Source organism: Amphritea sp. 1_MG-2023, assembly GCF_030547545.1.
Taxonomy (GTDB): domain Bacteria; phylum Pseudomonadota; class Gammaproteobacteria; order Pseudomonadales; family Balneatricaceae; genus Amphritea.
The window spans coordinates 93,157-110,121 of record NZ_JAUOQE010000005.1; the positions used below are offsets into that span (position 1 = coordinate 93,157).

General features: G+C 50.1%; 14 protein-coding genes. 3 read left to right on the top strand and 11 right to left on the bottom strand.

The genetic code is table 11. From position 1 onward, the window contains the following. Window positions 1–2 precede the first annotated feature (2 nt). The 7 genes from Q4488_RS04680 to Q4488_RS04710 form a co-directional block, all read right to left on the bottom strand. Entirely contained in the window at window positions 3–839 is an 837-nt protein-coding gene (locus Q4488_RS04680; RefSeq protein ID WP_303579299.1) for a putative RNA methyltransferase, read from the bottom strand. Window positions 840–844: 5 nt separating this feature from the next. Next, a complete protein-coding gene (gene dapE / locus Q4488_RS04685) occupies window positions 845–1,984 on the bottom strand; it encodes a succinyl-diaminopimelate desuccinylase (protein ID WP_303579300.1) in 1,140 nt (379 codons plus the stop codon). An 81-nt stretch (window positions 1,985–2,065) separates the two neighbouring features. Next, window positions 2,066–3,097, bottom strand: coding sequence for a 2,3,4,5-tetrahydropyridine-2,6-dicarboxylate N-succinyltransferase (dapD, locus tag Q4488_RS04690; RefSeq protein WP_303579301.1), 1,032 nt, complete (start codon window positions 3,095–3,097; stop codon window positions 2,066–2,068). A 113-nt stretch (window positions 3,098–3,210) separates the two neighbouring features. Next, window positions 3,211–3,555 (bottom strand): ArsC family reductase, encoded by a 345-nt coding sequence (locus Q4488_RS04695; protein WP_303579302.1) that lies wholly within the window; start codon window positions 3,553–3,555, stop codon window positions 3,211–3,213. Window positions 3,556–3,566: 11 nt separating this feature from the next. Beyond that, complete coding sequence (gene dapC / locus Q4488_RS04700) at window positions 3,567–4,784, bottom strand: succinyldiaminopimelate transaminase (protein WP_303579303.1); 1,218 nt, start codon at window positions 4,782–4,784, stop codon at window positions 3,567–3,569. A 190-nt stretch (window positions 4,785–4,974) separates the two neighbouring features. Further along, window positions 4,975–8,124, bottom strand: a complete 3,150-nt coding sequence (locus Q4488_RS04705) for an efflux RND transporter permease subunit (RefSeq protein ID WP_303579304.1) — start codon at window positions 8,122–8,124, stop codon at window positions 4,975–4,977. 3 nt (window positions 8,125–8,127) lie between these two features. Beyond that, window positions 8,128–9,426 carry an efflux RND transporter periplasmic adaptor subunit gene (locus tag Q4488_RS04710; protein WP_303579305.1) on the bottom strand — a complete coding sequence of 433 codons (1,299 nt, stop codon included), beginning with the start codon at window positions 9,424–9,426 and terminating at the stop codon, window positions 8,128–8,130. Window positions 9,427–9,578: 152 nt separating this feature from the next. On the opposite strand from Q4488_RS04710, the gene Q4488_RS04715 reads away from it, so the two are divergent. Genes Q4488_RS04715 through Q4488_RS04725 form a run of 3 tightly spaced genes read left to right on the top strand, consistent with a single transcriptional unit; the run spans window position 9,579 to window position 12,119 of the window. Then, window positions 9,579–10,448, top strand: coding sequence for an alpha/beta fold hydrolase (locus tag Q4488_RS04715; protein ID WP_303579306.1), 870 nt, complete (start codon window positions 9,579–9,581; stop codon window positions 10,446–10,448). Between the two features lie 11 nt (window positions 10,449–10,459). Beyond that, on the top strand, window positions 10,460–11,458 hold the full coding sequence (locus Q4488_RS04720) for a hypothetical protein (RefSeq protein WP_303579307.1): 999 nt from the start codon (window positions 10,460–10,462) through the stop codon (window positions 11,456–11,458). Between the two features lie 19 nt (window positions 11,459–11,477). Beyond that, the gene (locus Q4488_RS04725; protein ID WP_303579308.1) at window positions 11,478–12,119 is read left to right on the top strand and encodes a DUF2959 domain-containing protein; all 642 of its coding nucleotides are present in this window, start codon (window positions 11,478–11,480) and stop codon (window positions 12,117–12,119) included. A 50-nt stretch (window positions 12,120–12,169) separates the two neighbouring features. On the opposite strand, the gene Q4488_RS04730 is transcribed toward Q4488_RS04725, so the two are convergent. Genes Q4488_RS04730 through Q4488_RS04745 form a run of 4 tightly spaced genes read right to left on the bottom strand, consistent with a single transcriptional unit; the run spans window position 12,170 to window position 16,800 of the window. Continuing rightward, window positions 12,170–12,862: a hypothetical protein gene (locus Q4488_RS04730; RefSeq protein WP_303579309.1), complete on the bottom strand. Its 693-nt coding sequence runs from the start codon at window positions 12,860–12,862 to the stop codon at window positions 12,170–12,172. 5 nt (window positions 12,863–12,867) lie between these two features. After that, complete coding sequence (locus Q4488_RS04735) at window positions 12,868–15,510, bottom strand: MlaD family protein (RefSeq protein ID WP_303579310.1); 2,643 nt, start codon at window positions 15,508–15,510, stop codon at window positions 12,868–12,870. After that, window positions 15,507–16,172 (bottom strand): paraquat-inducible protein A, encoded by a 666-nt coding sequence (locus Q4488_RS04740; RefSeq protein ID WP_303579311.1) that lies wholly within the window; start codon window positions 16,170–16,172, stop codon window positions 15,507–15,509. The genes Q4488_RS04735 and Q4488_RS04740 overlap by 4 nt, the downstream gene beginning before the upstream one ends. Then, window positions 16,162–16,800: a paraquat-inducible protein A gene (locus tag Q4488_RS04745; RefSeq protein WP_303579312.1), complete on the bottom strand. Its 639-nt coding sequence runs from the start codon at window positions 16,798–16,800 to the stop codon at window positions 16,162–16,164. The genes Q4488_RS04740 and Q4488_RS04745 overlap by 11 nt, the downstream gene beginning before the upstream one ends. Window positions 16,801–16,965 lie beyond the last annotated feature (165 nt).

Here is a 16,965-nt window from a genome sequence, read left to right on the forward strand (position 1 = left end):
CTTTAGGCTCGGCGGAAACGCGCGAGGCAGACATCCAGTGTGAGTTCCAGCTGTTGTAAGGCAGCGAGCCGCTCTCGAGCCGCTTGAGTAATGCGCCAGCCATGAGGCGTCATGGCTAACAGTGCATTGATTTGGCTCTGATTGGTTAACGTGAAGGTATAACGAATCGTTTCAGTCTGCCGTGCTTCAAAGGCTTCCCCCAAGACGGATTCGGGGGTGAAACCGGAGTGCCGTACCTCAGTGTAGATCAGGGTACGCAGTTCGATCAGATGATCGTCACCCGGATAGGCGATCAGGAGTTCGGCGCCGGGCTTCAGGGTGCGACTGAATTCATCGGGCATCAAGCGACTGAATAACACCGTCATTAGGTCGATAGAGGCATCGGCGATCGGCATGCGCGCTCCAGAAGCAACCATCCAAGTGACGTCTTTGTTATGACGACAGGCTGCTTTAATCGCGTGCTTGGATATATCCAGGCCGGCCAGTTGATAGTCACTGATGTTTTGCTGCAGCTGTTGCTGCATCTGTTGCGTGTAGTAACCCTCACCGCAGCCCATATCGACAATGCGTGGGGCGGCATGTGCTGTCGCCCGTTCGGTTAAGCGCAGCGCGATGGTCTGTGCCAGTTGTTGGTAATAGCCAAGGGATAAAAATTGACCTCTTGCTTGCACCATCTCGGCATTATCACCGGGATCCTTGGAGCGCTTCTGATTGGCGAGGAGCAGATTCCAATAGCCTTGCTTGGCGGCATCATAGCTATGATGCTCTGGGCATTCGAGGTGCTTCAGGTCTCCCTGTAACGGTTGCAAGCAGACGGGGCAATTCAGATCAAAGGGCATTTAGATTACCGTGCTAACAATTTAGCGAGGATGTTTTCATAGAGTGACGAGAGGGTATCAAGATCGGCTGCTTTTACGCGTTCATCGACTTTATGAATGGTGGCATTAATCGGTCCGAGTTCAACCACTTGTGCACCGGTAGGCGCAATAAAGCGTCCATCCGAGGTGCCGCCCGAGGTGGATAGTTCGGTGTCTAGGCCGGTGATAGAGTGGATGGCCTCAACACAGGCATCGACCAGATCGCCGCGATCGGTAATAAATGGGTGGCCGCTGAGGGTCCAGTTAATATCGAAGTTTAGGCCATAGCGATTGAGAATCGCGTAGGTGCGTTGTTTTATCTGTTCGGCGGTGATTTCTGTTGAAAAACGCAGGTTAAACTGTACCTTGATCTCTCCCGGCACGACGTTGGTAGCACCGGTGCCCGCATGTATATTGGAGATCTGGAAGCTCGTTGGCGGGAAAAATGCATTGCCTTCATCCCACTGTTCAGCGGCTAAATCATGTAGAGCAGGGGCCGCCAAATGAATAGGGTTTTCCACTAGATGAGGATAGGCAACATGGCCTTGAACCCCGCGAATAATGAGATCTCCACTGATAGAGCCACGGCGACCATTTTTAATCACATCACCGACATTGACGGTGCTAGAGGGCTCGCCAACGATACACCAATCAATCTTTTCGTTACGGGCCTCTAAGTGATCGATAACGCGAGTGGTACCGTTAACAAAAGGGCCTTCCTCATCACTAGTAATCAGTAGGGCGATCGAACCGTCATGCTCGGGGTGATGCGCGATAAAGCGTTCTAGGGCAGTAATAAAGGCTGCCAAGCTGCCTTTCATATCAGCCGCGCCGCGACCGCAAAGGAAACCATCTTCAATAATGGGATCGAATGGTGGATGACTCCAGTTATCCTCGGGTCCTGTCGGTACAACATCGGTATGGCCGGCAAAACAGAACAGTGGACCTTGAGTGCCACGGCGTGCCCAAAAGTTGCTAACATCCTCAAACGGGAGGCGTTCGATATAAAAGCCCAACGCTTCCAGACGTTCGATCATCAGTTCCTGACAACCGTCATCCTCGGGTGTAACGGAACGACGTGAGATCAGCTGCGTGGCCAGTTCGATAGTAGGAGATTGTTGGGGCATAGGGATTACCTTAACGTCGAGCAATGAGTGAGGAGAATAAATTGGGTGTTACTCATGGCAACACCCAGAGACACACAGCGCTTAGTTGTGTGCGTGTAGCTCTTCGTTGAGTTCGATCGCCGACTTGTTTGTCTTCACTTCGATACGACCGCTTTGCGAGTTACGGCGGAACAGGAGATCGGGTTTACCGGCCAACTCGGCAGCTTTAACAGTTGCAACTTCGTTATTTTGATCGTCCAGTAGGGTCACTTTAGAGCTGGAAGTAACGTACAGGCCCGCTTCAATGGTGCAGCGATCACCCAACGGTAGGCCTAAGCCTGCATTGGCACCCAGCAGACAGTTTTCGCCCACCGAGATGACCACATTATTGCCGCCTGACAGAGTGCCCATGGTGGAGCAACCGCCACCCAAATCAGAGCCGTTACCGACGACAACACCCGCGGAAATACGGCCTTCGACCATGCTGACGCCCAACGTGCCGGCATTGAAGTTGATGAAACCTTCGTGCATAACCGTGGTGCCTTCACCCACGTGAGCACCCAGACGAATGCGCGAAGTAGCCGCCAAACGTGTGCCGGCAGGTACAACGTAGTTCGCCATTTTAGGAAACTTATCCACCGAGTGAACATCAATGATACGACCCTGAGCGCGCGCCGCTAGTTGACGTTTAGGTAGGTCGCCAAGAGAGATCGCGCCTTCGTTAGTCCAAGCAACGTTTGGCAGCTTACCAAACATACCGTTGAGGTTGAGGCCGTGAGGCTTAATCAAGCGGTGAGATAGCAGGGCTAGCTTAAGGTAAACCTCTGCGGTTGATTGCGGATCGGTATCGGTGGCCAGAATGGTCAAAATCATCGGCTGATGAGTGCCCTTGCAGATCTCGATAATTTCGGCTTGATCTTCCGCGTCGATGGCGAGAAAAGCGGCTTCGAGGGCACTCAGTTGCTCGACTGAGAGTTCAATTGCCTGATTACCACCGCTGTAACCTGTTGCCTCAGTAACCGCTTCAATCAGCGCGGCGGAGGGGTTTAACAGCGGGTTATTGTAGTAAACTTCAAGTAACTCAGCGTCTGATGATTTCGTGCCGATACCCAGACCGAATGCAAATGTACTCATGTGTAACTCCATAGAACTTGTCGTAACACCTTAACGTAAGGTGTTTAGTAATTGTTGTGTGCCAACCTGCCTTGATTGATGGTCATTTTAGGCCGGTTAGGCAAGCGGTTTATTTAGGGCAGCAGTGTGCCGTAGTCGCTCTCTTTAAAGCCTACGAGTAGGCTTCCGTCGTGGCTTAGCACGGGGCGTTTAATTAACGTGGGGGTCGCCAGCATTTCACGTATCGCGGCGGCTTCATCGATGTTAGTTTTAATCTCATCGCTGAGTGCGCGCCAGCTGGTGCTACGTTTATTCAATAGGGCTTCCCAGCCAAGCGCCGATACCCATTCGCGTAGCTGACGTTCGCTTAAGCCATCTTTACGCAAATCGTGAAAACTAAAGTCGAGATGGTTAGCGGTTAACCAACGCTGCGCTTTTTTTACGGTGTCGCAGTTAGGAATACCATACAGGGTGATCATGATAGGTCTCTTTAGTCTTGTAGTGATTCAACGAAACGACGAATTCGCCAAGCCGCTTCGACACACTCGTCAAGAGTGGCAACCAGCGCCATGCGTACTCGACCTGCGCCCGGAAGGTTTCCTTGTTGATCGGCTCTGGAAACATAGCTGCCGGGTAATACAGTAACGTTTTGTTGGGCAAACAGTCCCTGTGCGAATAGATCATCGGCGATCGGTGTGGCGGCCCAGAGGTAGAAACCGGCATCAGGAAAATCGACATCCATCACCGGTTTAAGAATCTCTACGACGGCGGCAAATTTTTCGCGATATTTATCACGGTTTTCTAACACATGCGCCTCATCATTCCAGGCGGCCATACTGGCCAACTGAGTTGGAATCGACATGGCACAACCGTGATAGGTGCGATAGCTGGTAAAGGGTTTGATTAACTGGGCATCACCGGCAACAAATCCAGATCGCAGACCCGGTAGGTTAGAGCGTTTGGAGAGGCTGTGAAAGACCATACAGTTTTTATAATCATCTCGGCCCAATTGCGCACAGACTTCGAGTAAACCGACAGGGGGTTGAGCTTCATCGAAATAGATTTCGGAATAACACTCATCAGAGGCAATCACAAAATCATACTGATCCGAGAGAGCGATCAATTTAGCTAATGTCTCAGCATCAGTGACGGCCCCAGTTGGATTACTGGGTGAGCAGAGGAACAATAGCTGACAACGCTGCCACACGGCTTCAGGCACGGCATCAAAATCGGGGACGAAGTTATTCTCGGCGACGCAGCTAAGATAATAGGGCTCGGCACCGGAGAGGTAGGCCGCACCTTCATAAATCTGATAAAAAGGATTGGGTGATAGTAGCAACGGTGTCGCGTGGTTGGCTGGCGCTCTATCGATGGCGCACTGGGTAAAGGCAAAAATAGCTTCGCGAGTGCCCAATACCGGCAGCACATTGTGTTCGCCCGTTAAACTGCCCTGCTTCAGTGAAAAGCGGCGAGATGCCCAAGTCGCGATGGTTTGGCGCAATTCAAGGGTGCCGGCGGTGGTTGGATAATTAGCCAGTTTGTCCAGATTGCGGCTCAGTTCATCGATCACAAATGCCGGTGATGGATGCTTCGGTTCACCGATAGAAAGGGCGATATGGTCGAGCTCAGTTGGTGGGGTTACCCCAGCTTTCAGCTTAGCCAATTTTTCAAATGGGTATGGCTGAAGCTTCTGCAGATCTGGATTCATTGAAATGCCTTGTAATTAGCCGCTATCAAAAGAGCGGAAATTATACCGGATGGAAGGCGGCAGGCCAATGAAACCCGGTAGCAATTGTTGTTTATCTGCGGTGACAAATCAGCGCAAACGATCTCAATCTGTTGCTCTGAATATCTTGGTTTAAGGTATTTATGTTTTTCCATCGTTAGCGGCGATGAGTTCAGTCTGCTTGAGGGGTGACTGATTGACGTCCCATGGCGCTCTTAAGTGTGGCTTTGCCATTTTCCAGTGTCACCAGCAAGGCGGGCACCACCAGTAAAATCAGCACGGTACCGAAGGCGAGTCCAAATACCAACGAGGTCGCCATGGGAATCAAGAATTGCGCTTGTAGAGAGGTTTCAAACAGAATCGGAGTCAAGCCTGCAATTGTGGTTAATGATGTCAGTAGCACCGCACGTAGGCGTTGACAGGCGGCTTCGACAATCGCTTGATGCACCGCCATGCCGCTATGACGCAGTTTCTGATAGAAGGTGATCAGTACGATGGAATCGTTAATGACGATTCCGGATAAGCCAAAACAGCCGAACAGGGATAGAATCGTCAAGCTCTGCCCTGTCAGTAGATGGCCCGCAATCGCGCCAGTCAGCCCCAAAGGAATCGCTAACATGACGGCGAAGGGCCAGCTATAGGAGGAAAAGACCCAACTGAGAATAATAAAAATGAGTAGCAGCGCGATTAATAATCCCATCTGCATATCCGCGAGGGTTTCTCGTTGATTTTTGTTGCGCCCTTCAAAGCTTGATTGCACACCGTAGGTTGAGGTGATCTGTTGCAGTTTGCCCGCGTTTAAATCAGCAATAATTTCATTGGCATTGGCGACCGCTTCATCCAGATCGGTGGTGATTTTAATGGCCAGTTGCCCGTCAATGCGTTGTAAACGATCAAGTCCCTGCTTATCGGCGAACTTAACCACATTCGCGAGCGGTGCGCTGCCGCCATTTGGCAGTAGAATCGGTAGATTTTCTAAGGCGCTGAAACGATCACGTTCCTCATCGGGTAGCACCACTCGAACCTCTATTTCGTCTTCGCCGAGGTTGAAAATTTGCACTAACTGACCATCGAATGACGCTCTAAGCTGACGGCCGACTGAGTTCAGGGTTAGGCCCGCGGTTTTACCTTCCGGAGTCAATTGATAGATTAATTGCGACTTACCAAAGGGCAGATCATCATCAACATTACTGACACCGTTGTATTGCCTTAGCGCGTCTTGCACGGCGAGTGATGCGGCCTTGAGCTTGCCGACATCGGTGCCAACCAGTTTCACTTCCAGTGACTTTCCGGGGGGACCTGAGCGATTCAGATCGATCGTGAATTTTTCAATACCCGCAGGCAGGATGATTTTATTACGCCATTGATTAATGATCTTACTGTTACTGATAGTACGACTATCAATCGGTGTGAACTGGACATATAGAGCACCAAATTCATCGCCTTGGCTGGCACCTTCACTGGTGCGGCTGCTGTTCGTTTTACGATGAATCTGGAGCGCCATTTTGATTAGATTGCCACCCAGCTCTTGTTCTGTTTGCCGTAGGGTTTGATCTAAATGCTGGAGAAAGTTATCGACCTGTTGGGGGCTACTGCCAGAGGTGAATTGTATGTTGGCGTTGAGGGTTTCCATCTCGACGGCGGGGAAAAAGTTGAATTTAATCCGTCCACTACTGACCAAGCCGATCGCAATAATAAACGCGGCGAAGGCGATGGTGATGGTTATCCAGCGAAATTCGATGGCTGCTTCAACCCAACGACGAAACTGCCCCTGCTTAAAGTTGTTAAACGCGCTATCCAGTTTGTTGCGCGTGGCGGAGGGGCGCAGATCTGCGGCTTTATTGAGGCTGTGATGGAGATGCCCGGGCAGAATTAAAAAGCATTCCACCACTGAGGCGAGAATGACACAGATAACCACCGTTGGAATATCGATCAGAATATTACCAATAATACCGCCGATTAAGAGTAAGGGCAGAAAGGCGGCAATGGTGGTTAAAGACGAAGCCATGACCGGTGCGAGCATTCGATGCGCCCCGCCCATGGCTGCTTGTAGTCCGGATTCTCCCATCTGTAGGTGGGTGAGGGTATCTTCGCCGACGACAATAGCGTCATCGACAATGATACCGAGTGCCATAATCATGCCGAATAGGCTGATCATATTGATACTGCCACCGATACCGTATAAAACCGCTAAGGTGGCCATGAATGAGACGGGGATGCCGATAGTGACCCAGAAGGCCACCCGAGCGTTAAGGAACAGAAATAAGATCGCGATGACGAGTACGAGGCCGCTGAGCCCGTTTTTGATCAATAGATTGATGCGGTCCTGAATCACTTCATAACCCTCATCGAAGGCGATGAGTTGGATATCTGGCGGTAACGTGGGACGCCGTTCTTCTAACCATGTGCGCATGATCGCTGCGGCTTTCAACGTATCATCACTTTCTGTACGCCGTAATAGGAGCTGAACAGCGGGCTGACCTCGATAACTGAGATAGGTCTGATTATCTTGGTTGCGCCAATCAAGAGTGGCAATATCGCCTAGACGTAGTAAGCGTCCTTCGGTATCGGTGATTAAGGGTAATTGAGCGAAGCCTGTGACATCTCGTTGTTGGCTGAGACTGCGAATCTGTCTGGCACCATCCCCTTGCGCGGCGGTGCCGGCGGGTAGATCGATGCTGCGCTGATTGATTATCTGGGCGACGTCACTGAGGCTGAGATTCAGCTCATGGAGGCTACTGGATGGAATTTGAATGGCAATCTCTTCTTCCGGTAAACCGACAAAATCAATTTTACGGATGCCGCGCTGCAGTAGTTCCCGTTCATACTCCCGCGCCAGTGAACGCAGCTCTTGTGGGTTAGCGGTAGGGCTGGTGATTAATAGTCTGGCTATATTGTCGTAGCGAATCACCTGTTGCACGATCGGTTTTTCGGCATCGGCGGGTAGATTCGTAATGCCATCGATTTTTTGTTTGACCTCATCGAGAATGTAAGCAACATCACTGTTTTCTTCCAGCTCGATACGGATTGAAGCGGCGCCTTGAGTCGCGGTTGAGTAGAGGGTATCGATGCCATTTACCGATTTTAATTCTCGTTCAATCGGTAGAATAATAGAAAGCTCAACGTCCTCTGCGGCTGCGCCGCTCCAAGGTACGGCTACGGTGATGATGTCCAGTTCAAAGGTTGGAAAAAACTGCGTATTGAGCTTTTTTAAGCCCCAAATGCCGGCCAGTATCATCAGCATCATTAATAGATTGGCGGCAACCCGATGCTCGGCAAATAGGCTAATCAGGTTTTTTAATGGCCCTTGATGAATCGACATCATTTACTCCGCTGCTGCAGTGGCTGAAACCGCTGTGTTACTCGCCTGCTCGACGAGTAAGCCCGTCATGGCATTGGGTAACTGAGTCGCTAATATCAGATCACCGGGTTGCAACTGATGGTGGCTAACCAAGACTTGAGGTTGACCGTCAGGGCTACGTCTATCACCAACTCGGCTCACGGTGTGAGCCTGTAGACGCTGTGCTTCGATGGTATAGATGCGGTCGGTACCAAAGATAGCCTGCGGTGGCAACGCCAGAAGATTATGTTGTATTGGCATGGTCAGATCGAGCGCGAGAGTGCGCCCAGGTTCGCCGCGATAATCATCGCTGTTAATGTGAAACAGTGCATCTACGCCAGCGCTGCCGCTATTCACGGCGGCGGCAAAGCGCGACAGGGTTAGGCTGAGTGCTTGGCCATCGAGTTGTGCCGAGGCGGTGATTGTTTCACCTTTATTCAGCTGTTGATGTAACTGTGGCAGATAGCGGTTAGGAATTTGCGCACGCACTTCAAGGGCATCGGTGTTGTAGAGGGTTAGCAGTGTATCGCCACTGCGGACACGCTCACCGGCCGACACATGAATGTCGGCAATGCGGCCGCTAAAAGGCGCGCGAATTTGACTGCGTTCAAGATCCAGCGCGGCGCTATCACGTAGGGCTACGGCTTGATTTAATTGTGCCTGTAGCTGAGCCAATTGATTAGGGTGATCATCAATCAATTTTTGTCGATTATTGAGTGATAAGGCTTGCTGTTGTTGCGTGCGTCGAGCGTCATCGAGTTGGTTTTGACTGGCTAAGTTACGCTGACTCAGGTCTTGATAGCGGTTCAGCGTCCGTTGTGTCAGATTGACGAGCTGTTGTTCTATTTTAAGGGCTTTAATATTGGCTTGATAGTTGATGGTTTCAGCAGCGATTAGGGCTTTGATTCTATCAACGTCGGCTTGTCTCTGGGCTAGCAGGAGCACGGCATCACGGTTATCGAGCTGGACTAACGGCTGTCCAGCTTTGACGCTATCCCCTTCGGCGACCCAGCGTTGTTCGACAAATGCATTGATCGATGCCGAGAGAGTACTACTGTCCGGTGATTCGATACGACCATAGAGTGACAGTTGCGGTGCATAACTCGCGGGCGTTGCGGAAATCGCTTTGACGGTCCAAACCTTCTCCGTCGGTGGTTTTGATGGCGCGGTGGGCTTGGTTATTTTCAAAATCATAAAGATCGCCACGGCAGCGAGCAATATCAACAGCGGGAAGAGCCAACGCTTAACATTGTGATCGCGAGTTTGTGCTTGCTGTTGCGCCATGATTTGTCCATCTGTTGTTAGCGGTGGTTATCGACTCTGTGATCATAATACATCGGTTTGGTTGAGTAAGTAGCATTATGCTGCACTTTACAATTTTTCAGTAGATGTTAGCGTTACGTCATTGGCGGCGTTTTAGATGACAGGAGAAACTTATGCGAACGCGCTCCGTTATGGCGCTGGATGCCTCTGGCTTCCATCGAGTGGTGTATCATGAGTGGGGCAGTGTCGATAACGATCGAGTCTTGATGTGTGTACATGGGCTGGCGCGTAACAGTCGTGATTTCGATGACTTGGCCGCTACGTTAGCGCGAGACTATCGGGTGGTTTGTCCGGATATGCCTGGTCGTGGAGAAAGCGACTGGTTAGCATCAGGGGTGGCGTATGATATTCCTGGATATATGAATGATATTGTGACGTTACTGGCTCGCTTGGATGTTGAGCAGGTCGATTGGGTTGGCACTTCCATGGGCGGTATCATTGGTATCTGTTTGGCCGCTTTGCCGGGCTCGCCTATTCGTTCACTGGTGTTGAATGATATCGGTTGTTTCATCGATAAAACCGCTTTGCAGCGGATTGCTCGGTATTTAGGTGATCATCGTTTTCATTCGTTGATGGATGTCGAGCAGTATATGCGTCAGACTTACAGCGCTTATCGAGGGCTAAACGATAAGCAATGGCAGCACCTGGTGAAGTTTGGTCATCGTCTGGTGATGGATGAATCGAGCGCTGATAAGCCCTACGCACTTCATTACGATCCGCGTATTGCCGAACAAAGCCTGGCAGTTCAAGATCAAGATATCGATCTGGAACCCTTTTGGCGGCAGGTAACATGTCCTCAGTTATTAATTTGGGGCGATCAGTCGGATGTATTAAACGCGGATACGGTGGCGCGGATGCAGCAGCATCGAGCAGATCTCGATCTTTACCGTATACCGGGCATGAGTCATGCGCCATCGCTGATGGAAACTGAACAGATCACGGCGATACAGCAATGGCTGCGCGACAATCGAGTCACCTCTTAGGAAGCGGGATTATGAGCACACTTTGTAGCTGGCCAACGGATCAGTTATGTCTGTCAGAACAGGCAAGAAAAGCAGCGGTACGCCGCGTTGAGAAGGCGTTTGCCTCAACCTTGGAATCGTTGAAAGTTGATATTGGTCTGGTTGAATTACTGGAATCGATCTATGTGCCGCTCGGTGCTTGGCTGGTGGCGCGTCAACAGCAGCAAGTTGGGCCGCTGGTGGTGGGTATTAACGGCGCTCAGGGGGCCGGTAAATCAACCTTATTCAATTTGTTAGAGGTTATTCTTGAAGAGGGGTTTGATCTCAAGGTCGTCGGCCTATCGATCGATGATCTGTATAAAACCCGTGAGGATCGTGAGGCGCTAGCTCACTCGGTTCATCCGCTGCTGAGTACGCGCGGAGTGCCTGGTACTCATGATGTCGATTTGGGGATTGAACTGATTCGCGGGCTCAAAGGTGAGTTTGGCGATGAGGGCCGTAATGTTAAAATTCCGGTGTTTGATAAGTCGATTGATGATCGCTGTCCGCCGGTATTATGGCAGGAATGGCATGGCAAAGCCGATGTGATTGTGCTGGAGGGCTGGTGTGTCGGAGCTTCCGCTCAGCCGCAAGCGATGTTGGCTGAAGCGGTGAATGACTTAGAGCGTAGCGAAGATCCTCTGGGATTCTGGCGTGGCTATGTCAATCAACAGCTCGATGGTCGCTATAAAGAGTTGTTCGATATGATGGATGTGTTGATTATGCTCAAAGTGCCGAGCATGGAGTCGGTGTTTGAATGGCGCTCGCAGCAAGAGAAAAAACTAGCGGAGCGAGTCCGTTATTTTTACGATACTCAGCAACCCACAGAACATCTACGGATTATGAATGAGCGGGAAATTCGGCGCTTTATTCAGCACTATGAACGGCTCACCCGCAATATGTTAGATGAGATGCCAGCGCGAGCCGATGTGTGTTTAGAGCTGAATGAAAACCATAAAATCGCTAATATCCGTATTAATCAATCGCGTTAACTCGATGTAAGGGAAATAGATGAAACGTTTAGTGCTTGCCTGTGTGTTATCACTGCCATTGTTGAGTGGTTGTCAGAGTGCTTATTACTCCGCGATGGAGCAGGTGGGCATCCATAAGCGGGAGATTTTGGTCGACCGTGTTGAAGATACCCGCAGTGCTCAAGATGATGCGCAACAGGAATTCGTCTCGGCATTGGAACAGTTCCGGCAAGTCGTGAATTTTGAGGGCGGTGAGTTAGAATCCGTCTATAACGATATGCAATCGGCTTATGATGATAGTGCCGCGGCCGCCGAATCGGTGAGTGATCATATTCGTCAGGTGGAAGAGGTCGCTGCAGCGCTGTTTGATGAGTGGCAAGATGAGTTACAACAGTACAGTAGTAACAAGCTGCGCCGTCAAAGTGCGCAAAGCCTGCAACAAACGCAGGCGCGTTATGAGGCGCTGCATAGCCGGCTTAAAAAGGCGGAATCGAAAATGCAGCCGGTGCTGGCGGCGTTAAAGGATAATACCCTGTTTCTTAAGCATAACCTGAATGCTCGCGCCATCGGCTCTTTGAAGGGCGAATTCGGTGGTATTAAGCGCGATATTGAGCGTTTGTTATCTGAGATGCAGCGCTCGATACAGGCATCAGATCAGTTTATTCAAGCAATGCAGCAGTAACATCACGGCACCACAGCGAGGTAATCTCACGAGGGGGGCAGACGCCGTATTTAAATGGGGAGGAAGGTCATCGAGGCGGCGCTTTGAACGACGCGAGTAATATTGCGATTGGTCGTATCGGCAATCAACAGCGCCATCATATCTTGTAGGCTAATGAGTTTGCCGAACAGGCGTTCATAGCTTAGATTACGAATGCCGGTAGCAGAGATACCGTTACTGAGTATGTAGCGTTCGCCGTTGATATCCTTACGATTATTCAGTTGCCAAGAAACGGATTCTAAGTTCCGTGCGCTGTTATAAAGCTTTTGCTGATCAATCTCATCGAGTATATAAAACTCATCTTGATAATTATACGCGGCATAGAGCATGCTACTAATGCCCGCCATCAAGGCAAACACACGATCTCCCTCGAAGGCTTCATTAAAACTCAGCGTAATCGCTGCGGTACTTTTAACCCCATTGAGTTCGCTATACCCATGTAAGCGCTGATCGCTGAAGATCTGATCTAAACGCTTTTGGATAGTGGTACCGGGCGGCGCTTTGCTCAGCTCTCGTGGATTACGCTTATAGAGTTTAATGGTCAACTCTTGAGATAACTTACGGACCTCTTGGATATGCATATCGGTGACACTATCGATATCGCTTTTAGCGAGATGGCTAAGCTTGAAGTTGGCAGCGGAATTGTTTGCGCAACCGGTTTGCAGCAGCAGTAGCGCAATGATGCCAATTTTTAGGGGGTGCATCGGCTTCACTGCTCGGGCTCCCGCTCATGGAGTGTAAACTGAAAGCCTGACTTGACGGGCTGACTATCACCCGCGGGCGTATTAAACGCGATACCACCTTGTACCAAGCTTTCTAAATTGGTTGTTTCCACTTTTAAGCCTTTAAAAATGCCAAATTCTGCGTCAATGCCACCAATATTCCAGAACTGACTCGCGTTAGTTACGAGGTTGCGATAACGGGTTTTAATATTGACGAATAACTTGACGCTTTGATGATCATCGCTGAGTTCATAGCCTGATACATAGCCAACCGGCATCCCGCGAAAGTAAATATAGCTATTGATATCAATAGACCCCAGTTGCGTTGTTTGCAACTCGATATTAAGCCCGGCTAAGTTGCGCTGTGCGGGTGCTTCCGTCAGGCCGTTAAAGCGGAGTTGCTGCTGACCGTCACCGGGTAACGCTTCGATATGATTACCGGCAAGTAGCGTTTCTGGATAATCAACACCAGACAGATTAATACGCGCGGCGGCAATCCAAAACTGTGAGCCTTGTTGAGCCAGTAGGCGGCCTTCGCGGGTGAGTGCAATCTGGGTTTCTGCTGTCCCTTGACTGTCGAGAAGTCTGACCTGCTCAACCTTACCTAGGGTGACTCCCTTGAAATAGACGGGGGCACCGACGCTGATATCTGGCCCCGGTGGGAAGGTCACGGTGATATCGGGGCCGCCTTGTAGGGCTTTGTGCTGTTGCGGATATAGCTTAAATAACTGACGGGGTTTGGCCGCCTGCCCATCTTCGTTGAGGTTGGCAAAGGCAATGCCGCCGCGCAGGAGTGTCTGAACGGATTCGCTGTGTATTTCAATGCCTTGTCGGCTGAGGCTCGCATCAATACCACTGACGTTCCAAAAGCGGCTCTGATCGGTGATGAGATGTCGATAGGGTTTGTCGATTAATAGGTGAATCATCACACTGTCGTCAGCGGATAACGCATAATGACTGACAACGCCCACGGCAAGCTGTTTATACAGCACTGGTGCGCCGTTGGTAATAGAACCCAGACGATCGGCCTTGACTCTAATGGCTAATTTCTCGGCGTTTTCTCGATATAACAGTCGTCCTTGCTGGCTGGCGTTATCAAAGTTACGGAACAGATGGAACGGATGCTCCTGAGTCACTGCCTTTTGATCTTGAGTATCGGGCGTAAAGAAGGCGATGCCTCCACTGATAATGCTACTCAATGAACCGCTATCGAGCTCGACACCATCAACTCCGGCTTTGATTTTGATGCCGCTCTCTTCCCAAAATCGACTGTTATGCTTGATCAACGAAGCATATTGCTCTTTGATGGTGGCATAAATAAGGACTTTATGACCATCGCTGCTGAGTTCATAGCCACTCACTTCACCCACGGGAATCTGACGATACATGATCGGAGAGCCGTAATCGAGCGAGCCTAATTGATCACTTTCTAGGCGGATATTTAAACCAGACATACTCGGTCGGTGAGCGGGTGGACTATTCAAGGCGATAAAATCAGACTGAGGTTCACCGCTGCCGGGTTGTAAGATGATCGGTGCTCCTTGAATCAGATCACCAATGTTTTGTAGCCGATTCAGTGACACTTTAGGGGTGGGTAACCAAAACTGACTGCCAGCACGTAGCAAGGGGCGCGCGCGGGGATCGATCAACAGACGGGCATTGAGGGTTTGTAAATCTTCGCTGAGTCGCAGATGTTGTACTCGACCGATACGAATGCCTTCACTGATTACGCGAGTGCCTTTATGCAGCGAGGTGCGAGCCGGAAACTTAACATTGACGACGATACCATCTTCGGCCGCTTCAAAATCGGGGAAAAGATGGAATTTCTGATCGGGAGTGAGTTTACTTTCATCCCCAGGTGGGGTGTAAAAGCTAATGCCACCCGCGATAATCGCGGCTAACGAGCCAAAACGTAGATCAATATGTGATAGATCGGCTTTCAAGCTAATACCGCTGGCGTTCCAAAAACGCGTGTTATCGGTGATGAGGTGACGATAGGCCGGTTCGATAAATAGCTCAATGCGAATCCGTTCTGCACTGTTGGTGAGACCGAAGTTAATCACTTCGCCTACCTCAATTTGACGGTAATAAACTTTTGCGCCTCGTTGAATCGATTGTGCTGAATCGGCGAGGAGCGAAAGGTAGAGGCCTTGTCGATTTTTTAACGGGGGCGGCGGTTCATTATCGGCGATAAAGCTAAAGCGTTCTTTGCCCTTGCCCGGTTGCAGTTCGATGTAATATCCCGAGAGCAGTGTATCCAAGCCTTTGACGCCGCTGAGAGAGATCTGCGGTTTGACAAGCCAGAAGCGGCTCCCTTCGACGAGTATTTCTTCGGCCTCTTTCTCCATTTCAATCATGGCGGTGACGCTTTTTAAATCTTCATTGAGCTTGAGTGTTTTGATCATCCCCGCAGGCAGCCCTCGGTACATAATTCGAGTGACACCGGCTTCGAGGCCTTCTGCCGTTTCAAACTGTACTTCGATCATGATACCGGCATCTTGATAGCTTTTGATCACCAGCCAGCCGGCAATAAGGGCAGCGAGGAAGGGTAGCAACCAGATTACAGAGGGCGCACGATGACGTTTAATCAATGGTGTTACGGTGGTTTTATCCGTGTCGGGGGTACTCATGAATTATCCTTTTGTTCACGCTTAGCGGTTGCTAAATCCGCCACGCTACTATCCCAAATCATTCGTGTGTCAAAGACGATAGCAGAAAACATCGTTAGCAACACGACCACCGCAAAGGCGGTGGCACCATCGTTACCTTCAATGTGGGCAATATTACCTAGTTGTACGAGGGCTACCAGAATGCCGATGACAAAAATATCCAACATCGACCAGCGGCCGATCCATTCTACGATACGAAACATCAGGGCCTTCTGACGTAAGTTAGTGTGTAAACGAAACTGCACCGTACAGAGTAAAATTATCATGGCGATCATCTTCAATGCCGGGACAACAATGCTGGCGATCAGTACGATGAGACCGATGAGCAGCATATCTTGTTCTAAGAGATGGATAATCCCGCCTAAAATAGTGTTGGGCTCTCCTTGTCCAAAGGATTTAAAGGTCATCACCGGCAGTAGGTTGGCGGGCAAAAATAGGAGTATTGCCGCGATGAGGCTGGCCCAACTGAGCGTCATGGAGTTGGGGATTCGGCTGTGGAGGCGGGCGCCGCAGCGATCACAATGTTGGCCTTCCTGAGTCAGTAAGTGAAGCTTTTCACAATCGACACAGAGTAGATAGCCCTGTTGCCGGGCGCTCTGAAAAAGCGGTTGTTTATCGCTCATGGATCACACCTTGGTCACGATGAAGGTCGATTTGATGCCAGATCTGATGAGGATTGAAAAAAATACTGCTGAGAGTGGTAATCACAATCAGTGCCGCCAGACTATAGAGTCCAAGGCCGATGTGAAGATCGGCAATATCTTTCAGCTTGATAATGGAAATCAGTACGCCAAGCAAAAAAATTTCGAGCATGCCCCAGCCGCGTAGATGTTGATAACTGTGCATTGCGTGTAGCAGTAGTCGGCCTTGACGACGGTAATGTAGCGTAAAGCTAATATAGAACAGTATCAGTAATTGAAATAAAGGCACGACGATGGCGAATAGCAGAATCAACATCGCCACCAATACGAGTCCGCCCTCGAACAGAGATAACGCACTCTGAAGAATCAACTCACTCTGACTCTGACCAAACACTTGTAAGCTAAGAATCGGGAAAATATTCGCTGGGATAAATAAAATCAGGCCCGCGATCGAGAGTGCCAGCAAGCGTTCAATACTGTTGATGGTAGTGTAATAGAGTCGAGCATGACAGCGAGGACAGATAACATCCTCATTGGGCTGATTTGTGACCCGTTCCATCAGCAGATCACATTCGTGACAAGCGATCAGTTGTTCCGGTGTGCCAGACATTGCGATATAAACCGTTGCTAAAAACAGAGTTCAGAGTATGCCAGATTTACGCCCTTAACCCATAGTCCATTGATGATAAGATGTGATCGTTCATACTGTGTGACGGTGAGTGATGTGTACTTAAACGAGCGGATGGACGGGTGAATAGCTTAAACCTCGGTTATC